8 protein-coding genes and 1 riboswitch are annotated in these 11132 nt (G+C 70.9%); of the genes, 5 read left to right on the top strand and 3 right to left on the bottom strand.

Annotated features, from left to right (window positions below; genetic code table 11):
- Positions 1–116 precede the first annotated feature (116 nt).
- Both FHR38_RS22650 and FHR38_RS22645 read right to left on the bottom strand, forming a co-directional pair.
- Positions 117–1823 carry a glycoside hydrolase family 3 protein gene (locus tag FHR38_RS22650; protein WP_184536563.1) on the bottom strand — a complete coding sequence of 569 codons (1707 nt, stop codon included), beginning with the start codon at positions 1821–1823 and terminating at the stop codon, positions 117–119.
- Positions 1824–2015: 192 nt separating this feature from the next.
- Positions 2016–2507 carry a DUF3145 domain-containing protein gene (locus FHR38_RS22645; RefSeq protein WP_184536562.1) on the bottom strand — a complete coding sequence of 164 codons (492 nt, stop codon included), beginning with the start codon at positions 2505–2507 and terminating at the stop codon, positions 2016–2018.
- A 361-nt stretch (positions 2508–2868) separates the two neighbouring features.
- On the opposite strand from FHR38_RS22645, the gene FHR38_RS22640 reads away from it, so the two are divergent.
- From FHR38_RS22640 to FHR38_RS22620, 5 genes are all read left to right on the top strand, one after another.
- Positions 2869–3198 carry a hypothetical protein gene (locus tag FHR38_RS22640; RefSeq protein ID WP_184536561.1) on the top strand — a complete coding sequence of 110 codons (330 nt, stop codon included), beginning with the start codon at positions 2869–2871 and terminating at the stop codon, positions 3196–3198.
- Between the two features lie 257 nt (positions 3199–3455).
- The gene (locus tag FHR38_RS22635) at positions 3456–5576 is read left to right on the top strand and encodes a right-handed parallel beta-helix repeat-containing protein (RefSeq protein WP_184536560.1); all 2121 of its coding nucleotides are present in this window, start codon (positions 3456–3458) and stop codon (positions 5574–5576) included.
- A 319-nt stretch (positions 5577–5895) separates the two neighbouring features.
- Entirely contained in the window at positions 5896–8013 is a 2118-nt protein-coding gene (locus tag FHR38_RS22630; protein ID WP_184536559.1) for a HelD family protein, read from the top strand.
- Between the two features lie 178 nt (positions 8014–8191).
- Positions 8192–9106, top strand: coding sequence for a cation diffusion facilitator family transporter (locus FHR38_RS22625; RefSeq protein WP_184536558.1), 915 nt, complete (start codon positions 8192–8194; stop codon positions 9104–9106).
- 173 nt (positions 9107–9279) lie between these two features.
- Positions 9280–9407, top strand: a riboswitch (cyclic di-AMP (ydaO/yuaA leader).
- 4 nt (positions 9408–9411) lie between these two features.
- Positions 9412–10494, top strand: coding sequence for a coiled-coil domain-containing protein (locus tag FHR38_RS22620; RefSeq protein WP_184536557.1), 1083 nt, complete (start codon positions 9412–9414; stop codon positions 10492–10494).
- 67 nt (positions 10495–10561) lie between these two features.
- Here the strand turns inward: FHR38_RS22620 and FHR38_RS22615 are convergent, their stop codons facing one another.
- On the bottom strand, positions 10562–11128 hold the full coding sequence (locus tag FHR38_RS22615; RefSeq protein WP_184536556.1) for a TetR/AcrR family transcriptional regulator: 567 nt from the start codon (positions 11126–11128) through the stop codon (positions 10562–10564).
- Positions 11129–11132 lie beyond the last annotated feature (4 nt).

Here is an 11132-nt window from a genome sequence, read left to right as displayed (position 1 = left end):
CCGAACGCTACCAGGATGCGAGTTCGTGTTCTGCCTTTCGGGGCGGGGGCGAAGACCTGTGCTGGGCGGGCCGTCAAGGCCCGAGCACCGGTCACATGGCAGGTGCTCGGTCGATGTCAGCGGGTGCAGGAACTGACCGGCAGTCCGGGGACCGGCACCGGGGACCGGCCGACCGGCTGGGCCCGGCCGGCGAGCACCTGCGCCAACGCCGTCATCGAGACCGCGCTGGAGGAGTACGTCGCCAGCAGCACCTTGGACTTCGCCTTGCCGAGCAGGTATGGCGTGTCCATGCCCACCGTCACCGCCGCGTCGGCCCGCAGATCGCCGGCCTGGTCTCCGTACCCGACCAGGTGGACCACGGTGCCGCCCTGCTCGACCACCTCGACGCCAGCCGCACGTAGCGCCTCGGTCAGCACCTTGCGGGTCTGGTCCCGCCCACCAGAGGAGCTGACGGTGACCGGGCCGGGCAGCTTCGCGGCGGCACACGTTCCACGCAGTTGGGTGATGGACGCCGTGGCGAGCCGCTGGGCCGCCTCCCGGTGGGTCGCACTGTTGAGAGTGGACATGGCAGGGGTGGAGTGGGTGGCGAGCCGGAACTTGAGGGTCAGCACCCGGGTTACCGCCTCCACCAGCCGGGCCCGGGGCAGCGAGCCGTCCCGCAGGGCAGCCAGTAGCCCGTCGTACGCCTGGGTGACGTTGGGCGGCATCAGCAGCAGGTCGTTGCCGGCGTTGATGGCCTTGACCGCCGCCTCGCCGGCTGACCAGCGTTGCACCGCTCCCATGTTCATCCCGTCGGTGACCAGCACTCCCTTGAAGCCGAGCTGGCCGCGTAGCACGTCGGTGAGGAGCTTGCGGGAGAAGGTGGCCGGGGTGCCCGGGTCGATCGCCCGTACGTCGAGGTGCGCGGACATCACCAGCCACGAGTCGGCGTCGATGCCCGCCTTGAACGGCGAGATCGCCTCGGCGTCGAGGGTCTTGCGGTCCTGGGTGAGCTGCGGCAGGTCCTCGTGCGAGTCGGCGGAGGTGTGGCCGTGCCCGGGGAAGTGCTTGAGGGTGGCCGCCACGCCCGCGCCCTGCAGACCGCGTACGGCACTGCTGGCCTGGGCACCGGCGGCCTTCGGGTCGGCACCGTAGGAGCGGGAGCCGATCACCGCACTGTTGGTGGCGAGTACGTCGGTGACCGGGGCGAAGTCGACGTTGACCCCGAGCGCGGCGAGTTCCGTGCCGGCCGCCCGCCAGGCCGCCTCGGTCAGGGCCGGGTCACCGGCCGCCCCCGTGGCCAGCGCGCTGGGCAGGTTGGTGACCCCGTCCTTGATCCGGGTGACCACGCCGTACTCCTGGTCGATACCGATGAGCAGCGGCGCGGAGCCGGCGGGCAGCTTCGCGGCGGCGGCGCGCAGCCCGGTGGTCAGGCCGTGTACCTGCTCCGGGTTGTCGACGTTGGTGGTGGCCTGGTTGCTGCCGGTGGGGTCGTCGGCGGAGAAGCCGACCAGGATCACGCCACCAAGCCGGTACTTCTCGACCATCTGTGCCGGGGTGTCGACCCCGGCGAGTTTCCGGTTGCCGGCCGCCGAGCCGGCGGAGACCCGGGTGGCCGAGTCGCCGTACGCATAGGGCATCAGCACCTGCCCGACCAGGTCCTCGTCGGTGAGGGTGGCCACCAGCCGGGCGGCGTCATTGGCGGGGTCACCGCCACTGGGTGGGGCGGGCGGGACGGGATTCGCGGAAGGCGGCGTAGCGGTCGGGTCGCCACCGCAACCGGCCGCGACCAGCGTGGCCAACAGGGCGAGCACGACGGGTATCCGCCGAGGGGTGAGCGGCACCCGCCCATCCCATCAGTTCCCCGCGAATCGGGGCAAGTTGGGGCCGTCACCGCTGCCCTGACCTGCGGGTCGAACGGGACGGGCCGGCTCAGTGGCCGACAGGCCGCCCGAAACCGGCTCAGTGGCCGGGCCGGGACGGGCCGCCTGGAACCGGCTCAGCGGCCGGGCCGGGACGGGCCGCCTGGAACCGGCTCAGCCGACCTGGGTGAGGACGGTCACCGGGGCGCCGTCGCCAGCGTGCCGGTACGGTTCGAGTTCGGCGTCCCAGGCCGTACCGAGGGCCTTGTCCAGGGCGTGTGCAAGCGCCTCCGGGGCGCGTGCGGTCGCCATGATGCTCCGAAGCTGGTCCTCGCCGAGTTGGATGTCGCCGGCCGCTCCGGTGGCGGCCCGGAACAGTCCCCGGCCGGGCGCGTACATGAACCGCTCACCGTCCAGGCCGAGGCTGGGCTCCTCGGTGATCTCGAAACGGATCATGGGCCACTGCCGGAGGGCAGCAGCCAGTTCCGCGCCGGTCCCGGGCCGCCCGGACCACCCGCACTCCGCCCGACGGGCGGTGGGATCGACCGGTTGGGCCGTCCAGTGCAGATTGACCGGCGCGGAAAGGACGCGCGCAATCGCCCATTCGACGTGTTGGCACACGGCGAGCGGGGTCGAGTGGACGTATACGACGCCACGCGTTGGCACGTTGTGACCTCCCGGGGAGCGAGGTGCGTCTTCCCCTACGACCTCGATCACCAGGTGGCTGGAACTTATGATGACTGAAGTGACGGATGGTGTGCCAGGAAATCGGGAATTCGTTGGTGTGGAATAGCCATCCCGGTGGCCGTGGTTGCACCCCTACGACGGCCCGCGCTGGCCAACCGGCCTGCGGGGTCATGTAAAGTTCACTCGGCGGCTTCTGCCGCCGATAGCGTTTCATGTTCCGTGTTCCAGCATTACGACGGTCCGGCGGTCGTACCGACCATCAGACCCCTTCCGGCGGTCCACCGTCGGGGCCCCCGGACCATCCGTCCTCCCGTACGTACGTCTTGCAAGGAGTACCTCCGTGGCGAGCAACACCTCTAAGACCGCGCGCGCGTCAGTCCGCGCCGGCCAGGCCGGTCAGGGTGGCGCCCTGAGCGTTCTCGGCGAGTTCAAGTACCTCATCCCGCTCAACGGCGGCAAGCACGCCTACGTGCGGAACCTGACCAACGGCAAGACCAACCGCCTGCGCACCGACTCCGAGGCGTTCATCGAGGAGATCCGGGTGCTGGCTGGTGCCGGCCACGCTGCCAAGATCCGGGCCGAGATCAACGGCCTGGCCACCGCGCACCCGACCCACGGCTGGGACGCCACCGAGAAGCGGCTGGTCGAGGCCGGCGTCTTCGAGGCCTGAGTCACCCGCCCAGGTAGCCCCCTCCGGCCGCCTTTCTGAGGCATACCGAACGGCCCCGGTGCAGGATCGAACGATCTCGCACCGGGGCCGTTCGCTGTTCCGCGGACCAGCGCGGATCGACCAGCGCGGATCGACCAGTGCGGATCGACCGGGCACAGGACCGACCAGCGCAGATCGACCGGGCACAAGACCGACCAGCGCAGATCGACAGCGATGGAACCTGGTCTCCAGCGGAGACTTCCCTTAGTCTGCGCGACATGGCGATATTGACGCGCGTCGTCGGGACAGCCGTACTCCTGCTGCTGGCGCTGGCACCCGCTGCACCCGCCGCCGCCCACGACGAGCGTGACCCGGTCTATCCGGACGGCACCGGCAGCGTCCCGACCTACCGCACCGACGGGCCCCGCCTGCTGGTCTGCAAGGACGATCCGGCCGACTTCGCCAGCCGGATCGCCGCGTTTCCGAGCGAGGCCAAGACCCGCAACCAGGCACTCTTCGCCGAGTGCCAGCGCACCGGCTACCGGCACATCCAGGCCGCGGTGGACGCGGTACGGCTACCCGGCACCCGGATTCTGGTGCTACCCGGCACCTACCGCGAGGAGCCGAGCCTGGCGTCCCCACCGCCCGCCTGCGCCGATCTCCGCGCGCCGAAGTCGGGCAACCAGCTCTACCAGGTGCTCAGCTTCGAACAGCAACGCGACTGCCCGCACGTCCAGAACCTGGTTGCCGTGATCGGCAAGCGTGACCTCCAGATCGAGGGCACCGGGGTCAGCCCGCTCGACGTTGTCGTTGACGCCGCGTACCAGAGGCTCAACGCCATCCGCGCAGACCGCGCCAATGGCTTCTACCTGCGTAACCTGACCGCCCAGCGGACCACCTTCAACGCCGTCTACATCCTGGAGACCGACGGGTTCGTCATCGACCGGGTGACCGGCCGGTGGAACGACGAGTACGGGTTCCTCACCTTCGCCGACGATCATGGCCTCTACACCGACTGTGAGGCGTACGGCAATGGCGACTCCGGCGTCTATCCGGGGGCTGCCTCCAACATCAACGCCAACCGGGGTCACCAGGTCGACCGGTACGCCATCGAGATCCGGGGCTGCTACTCGCACCACAACCTGCTCGGTTACTCGGGCACGGCCGGGGACTCGGTCTGGGCGCACGACAACGTCTTCACCGGCAACGGCGCGGGGGTCGGCACCGACTCGGCCTTCCCCGACCACCCTGGCATGCCACAGAACCACGCCCGGTTCGAGCGCAACGTGATCGGCGACAACAACGAGGACTACTACCGGTACGTCCGGGACGGCACCTGTGCCCGGCCGTACGCCGAGCGCGGCTACGAGCAGGGTGTGGTGTGTCCGGCGGTGGGGCTGCCGGTGGGCACCGGGGTGATCAATCCAGGCGGCAACTACAACATCTGGCGGGACAACTGGGTCTACGGGCACAAATACGCCGGTTTCGTTACGTCCTGGGTGCCGGGGCAGGTACGTGGCGACACCTCGTTGCGGGCCCAGTTCGACACCTCGCACCACAACCGCTACCTGGGCAACAAGCTGGGGGTGAAACCGGACGGCGGCATCGCGCCGAACCGGATGGACTTCTGGTGGGACGGGCAGGGGCGTGGGTCCTGCTGGCAGTCCCCGTCCGACGCCGGTGCCGAGCCGCTGGCCCTGCCCGCCTGCGGCCACGACGCCCTACCCGCCGGGCTCGGCAGTAACCGGGCGATCGCCGAGCCCGGCAAGCTGATCAAGCTCTACGTCTGCTCCGACTACTCGCTCGGCGAGCGCCGGATGCCCGGCAACTGCGACTGGTACGGCGCCCGGGGTCTGGCCCGGATCGAGGTGCAGTGGGCGCTCGGTGAGGCGCTGCTGCTCGGTCTGGTCGGGTTGGCTCTCTGGGCCAGGGTGGCCCGGCGGCGTACCGGCGGCCCCGTCGGTCGGCGGCCTACCAGCCGTCCACTCGGCGACGACGGCCAGGCGGGCCGAAGGATGCGTGGGTCGGCGGGCTGGCCGGTGTTGCTGCTGCTCGCTGGCCTGGCTGTCGGGGTGTTCGGGACCGCCGCCGAGGCGACCTGGTGGACTCCGACCGGGTTGCTGTTGACCGGCCTCGGCTGGCTCGGCCTCGGCTGGTCCGTACGCGCCGCCGGCCGGACCGGCCTGGGTTGGCTGACCGTGGCACTGGGCGGCTTCGCCCTGCTCGGTGCGCTCGACCGGGGACTGCTCATGGTGCCGGTCACCCCGATCGGCCCGGTGTGGATCCGGATCCTGCTGGAGTTGGTCTGGGTGCCCTGGGCGCTGCTCGCCCTGCGTCGCCGTCCGGCCGCCGCGCCGACCCAACCCCCGGCTCGACCGGTCCCCCAGCCCACGGCCTGACCGGTTCCGCAGCCCTGACCGGTTCCGCAGCCTCACGGCCTGATCGGTTCCGCAGCCTCCCGGCCTGATCGGTTCCGCAGCCTCGACCGGTTCCGCGACCAGCGGTCGACCGGCCTTCCAGTCGGCGGTTCGGTGCGGTCATCCGGTCGGGCGGAACGTGACGGAGATCAAATACCACCCGACATGCCTCGCTCGGCAGCACGGACCTGGGCCGTTGCCCGTACCCTCGCTCTGGTCACCGCTGCGAACCGGCGCCCACCGACCGAGGTGGGCCGGGCGCTGGCGGGGGCCTACCGCCGATCGTCCGGGAGCCAGCGCGTTGACCGACCTCACCACCCTCGAACAGGAGATGGCCGCCGAACAGTGCCATCTCGACCGGGTCTACGCCCGGTTGGCGGCGCTGCGCCAGTCGGCCGCGCTGGCGGAACGGGAGGGCTACCAACTGGCCCGGGTGGGCAACTTCGGGGCGCTCGTGGAACGCGACGCCATGGTCTTCCATGCCGCCCGGCGGCGGCACTCGCTCGACGCCGAGCACGAGGGATTGGTCTTCGGCCGGCTGGACCTACACACCGGTGCGGTGATGCACATCGGCCGGCTCGGCATTCGCGGCGAGAACTCCGAGCCGCTATTGATCGACTGGCGGGCACCGGCCGCCGCCGCCTTCTACCAGGCCACCGCCGCCGATCCACAGGGCGTGATCCGGCGACGGATGATCCAGTCCGCTGACGAGCGGGTCACCCGGATCGAGGACGACCTGCTCGACCCGGCCGCCGCACCACCCGGGATGCGGGTGGTCGGTGACGGCGCGCTGCTGGCCAATCTCTCCCGGGCCACCGGCCGGGGCATGCGCGACATCGTCGCCACCATCCAGCGGGAACAGGACCAGGCCATCCGCTCCCCCGGTTCCGGGGTGACGATCGTCTCCGGCGGGCCGGGGACCGGCAAGACGGCGGTGGCCCTACACCGGGCGGCGTACCTGCTCTATTCCGACCGGAACCGGTTCGCCGGGGGCGGTGTCCTGGTGGTCGGCCCGTCCGGGGTCTTCGTCCAGTACATCGCCTCGGTGCTGCCCTCGCTCGGTGAGGAGACGGCGACCCTGCACTCGCTGGGCTCGCTCTTCCCGGGGGTGGTGGCGACCCGGGTCGACCGAACCGAGGTCGCCGCGATCAAGGGCTCGCTCCGGATGCGCCAGGTGCTGCGCCGGGCCGCCCGGGACGCGGTACCGGACGGTCCGGGCGAGTTGCGCCTGCTCTACCGGGGCGAACTGCTCCGGCTGACCACCGCCGAACTGGACAAGATCCGTACCCGGGCGCTCGCCGGGGGTGGTCGCCGCAACGAGGTACGCCGGGTCGGCTTCGACGGGATCTTCTCCGCGCTCTGGGCACAGGTCCGGAAGATGCGTGTCGGTCGTCTACCCGATCAGCGGGTGTTCGAGGACGAGGTGGCCGAGCGGCCCGAGTTCCGGGACTTCCTGCGCGCCTGGTGGCCCCGACTGCACCCGTGGCACGTGCTCGGCTGGCTGGCGGTGCCGGAGCGGCTGCGCGCGTACACGGCGGGCATCCTGTCCGGTGCCGAGACCCGGCTACTCGCCGAGTCGTACCGGAACCTGGACGCGGACGGGCCGACGATCGCCGACGTCGCCCTGCTCGACGAGTTGGACGAGTTGCTCGGCAAGCCGATGAAGCGGGCTGCCCGACGCAGGCGTGACCCGTTCCAGCTCACCGGTGGGGTGCGGGAGCTGAGCACGTACGCCGACCGGCAGCGCGCCGCGCAGGCCGACCGGCAGCGGCCGGAGGACTACCGCGAGTACGCCCACGTGGTGGTGGACGAGTCGCAGGATGTCTCCCCCATGCAGTGGCGGATGATCGGCCGCCGAGGCCGGCTGGCGTCCTGGACCGTGGTGGGTGACCCGGCGCAGACCGCCTGGGCCGGCGACCCACGCGAACTCGCGCAGGCCCGGGACAAGGCGTTGGGCCGTCGGCCCCGGCATGAGTACACCCTCTCCACCAACTACCGCAACCCGGCGGAGATCTTCGCCGTCGCCGCGGAGGTGATCCGCGAGGTGCATCCGGACCTGCCGCTGCCCACCGCGGTCCGGACCACCGGCGTCGAGCCGGTCGCGCTGCGGGTGCCCGCCGCCGAGTTGCCGGAACAGATCCGTACCGCCACCGCACGGCTGCTCGCCGAGGTGGAGGGGACGGTCGGCGTCATCACGCCGGTACCGCGCCGGACCGAGATCGCCGACTGGGTGGCGGAGCTGGCCGGACCGCGCCTACAGGTGGTCGACTGCCTCCAGGCCAAGGGCATGGAGTACGACGGGGTCGTGCTGGTCGCACCTGGGGAGATCCGGGCCGATTCGGAGTCGGGGGTACGGACGCTCTACGTCGCCCTGTCCCGGGCCACTCAGCGGCTCACCACGATCGACCTCACCGACTGATCCGCGTCGCCGTGCCGGCCCGCCTGCTCCCCGGCTGACCGCTTCCCTGTCCCGTCCTCCGTCTGCTTCATCCCGGCTCGTCCTCTTCTGCGCTCCCACCGGCCAGCATTTCACTTGCACATATTGCGATGTGAGCATAATTTGAGCCGGACGCGCAGGAGCGACGGAGGGTAGGCCGATGGGGGCTGGACACGACCACGGTGGGCAGGTAATGCGCGCCGCGGAGCGGCACCGGGGACGACTCTGGGCCGCGTTCGCGCTGCTCGCCGCGTTCATGGTGGTCGAGGCGGTCGCCGCACTGGCCACCGGGTCGCTGGCCCTGCTCTCCGACGCCGGGCACATGTTCACCGACGTACTCGGGATCGCCATGGCCCTGGCCGCGATCACCGCGACCCGACGGGCGAGCAGGGACCCGCAACGCACCTTCGGCCTCTACCGGCTGGAGGTGCTCGCGGCGCTGGCCAACGCGGTGCTGCTCTTCGGCGTTGCGATCTACGTCCTCGTCGAGGCGGTACGCCGATTCGGCGAGCCGCCACACGTGCTCGCCGGGCCGATGTTCGTCGTGGCCGTGCTCGGGCTGCTGGCCAACATCGTCGCCTTCGCCCTGCTGCGCTCCGGCGCCAAGGAGAGCATCAACCTGCGCGGGGCCTACCTGGAGGTACTCGGCGACCTGCTCGGCTCGGTCGGGGTCATCCTCGCCGCCGGGCTGATCGCGCTCACCGGCTGGTGGTGGGCCGATCCACTGGTCGCGGTCGCCATCGGCGTCTTCATCCTGCCGCGCACCTGGCGGCTGGGCCGGGCGGCCGTGCGCATCCTGGTACAGGCCGCACCCGAGCACCTACACGTCCCCGCCGTGGCGGCCCGACTCTCCGCCGTCCCCGGCGTCGCCGACGTGCACGACCTGCACGTGTGGACGCTCACCTCCGGAATGGAGGTCGCCTCCGCGCACCTCACCATCGAGCCGGGCACCGAGGTGGGGCAGGTGCTCGCCGCCGCACGGGTAGCCCTGCACGACGACTTCCACATCGAACACGCGACCCTGCAGGTCGAGCCGGGCACGGAGCCCGGCAACTGCGGACCGACCGGGTGGTAGCCCGACCGGGTGGTAGCCCGACCGGGGTGGCGTGTACCAGCCGCGACGCGACGGGATACGACGCGACGGAATTTAGCGGCGTCTTAAGTTTCCGCGTGCGGTCATGATCTATCTCTGCACTACCGGTAGGCTCGGTCGAGGTCACCACCAGGCGGCACCCCACCGGGTGCCGGTGGCGACCGCCGCCTAATCGCCACGCGCGAGCCGGGGAACCACCACTTGGGGTGCATCCGCGTCAGCGGTAGGGATCTTCCGTCCCGAACCCGTCAGCTAACCCGGTCGGCGGCTGACGGAAGGACAACTGCATGCCATTCCCGGCACCCGTACGACGAACGGCCACCCGCATGATGGCGCTGGTGGCCGCCACGATCACGGTCTGCCTGACGGTCGCCGTACCGGCGGGCGCAGCCCCGGTGGCCGCCGGGGCACCCGGTCCGGTCACCGCCGCCGGGCTGCTCGCCGCTCCCGACGTCGCCGACCCGGAGGGCGGCAGCCCCAGCCTGCGGCAACAGCTTGAGGCGGCCTCGAAGGGCTACCTGGATGCCAAGGCCGCCCTCGACAACTCCATCAAGCGACAGAAGCAGCTCACCGAACACCTCGCGGCCATCGAGGCCGAACTCCCCGCCCGGACCGCGACCGTGGGGGAACTGGCCGGAGCCGCCTACCGGACCGGTCGCCTCAGCACGGTGGCCGCACTGCTCAACAGCGACTCCCCGGATGGCTTCCTGGACCGCGCGGCCACCCTCGGCGTGGTGGCCAGCAACGAGGATCGGCAGCTCCGGGCCCTGCTCGACACCCGCGAGCGGGAGAGCCGGGCGAAGGCGGCGCTGGACAACGAGATCCGCGAACAGCGCAAACAGGTCGCCGTGATGGCCAGCCGCAAGCAGCAGGCCGAGCGCGCCCTGGCCGTTGCCGGCAGCGGGTCCCCCAGTGCCGGTGTGACCGGCTCCAACACCTCGACGGCGAAGCCGGCACCGCGCAACTCCGACGGCTCCTGGCCCCGCGAGTCGTGCAGTGTGAACGACCCCACCACCTCGGGCTGCATCACGCCGCGCACCCTGCACGCCATGAACCAGGCCAAGGCCGCCGGCTTCACCCGGTACGTCTCCTGCTACCGCAGCGGCGGTTCCGGTGAGCACCCGAAGGGTCGGGCCTGCGACTTCGCCGCCCAGAAGGGTGGCTTCGGCGGGGTGGCGACCGGCGGGGACCGGACCTACGGCAACAACCTGGCGGCGTACTACGTGAACAACGCCAACCGGCTCGGTGTGCTCTACGTGATCTGGTTCAAGCAGATCTGGCTACCGAGCAGTGGCTGGAAGTCGTACAGCGGTGGCAACGGCGACCCCTCCAGCGACCACACCAACCACGTCCACCTCTCCGTGTACTGAGGTTCTTCGTATTGAGAGGTAGGGACGGGCCCCTTCTTGTCGCTTTTTGCATAGGAAGGGGCCCGTCCTAACCACCGTCGGCGGTAACCAGGCCGCCCAGCAGCAGCCGGATCCCGGGCACCGGGTCGGTCTTCGTGTCGGGGAACGCCACTCCGTGCAGCAGCACCCCGTCGAGATAGTCGGCGAGCAGCCGGCCGTGTCCCACCGGGTCGGCCGAGCCGATTCCCCGCAGCCACGGAACTCCCCACTCGACGATCTCGCGGTTGCCGCGTACCAGCTCCTGTTGCAGCTCGGGGCGGACCCCTGCCTCCACGAAAAGCGCCAGCCGGGCCAGTGTCTGGCAACGTCCCGGGCCGGTGGCGAAGCGTACGAATTCGCCCAGCGCGCCGGCCAGCTCGTCGATGTCGGCGGGCTGGATCGAGCCGGCAAAGTGCTGCCAGGCTTCCCGGTCCAGCTCGGTCATCCGGGTCACCACCCCGGTGAGCAACGCGTCCCGGGTGCGGAAGTAGTTGGAGGTGGAGCCGGCCGGCAGCCCGGACTCGGCGTCCACCGCCCGGTGGGTCAACTGTCGTAGCCCCCGCTCGCCCAACACCCGGATGGCCGCGTCGGTGATCCGGACCTGCCTGTTCTCCATGTCG

Origin of the sequence: Micromonospora polyrhachis (assembly GCF_014203835.1) — a bacterium.
In the GTDB taxonomy this organism is placed as follows: Bacteria; Actinomycetota; Actinomycetes; order Mycobacteriales; family Micromonosporaceae; genus Micromonospora_H; species Micromonospora_H polyrhachis.
The sequence above is the reverse complement of the archived record's forward strand: the minus strand, read 5'-3'. Positions and strand labels throughout refer to the sequence as shown.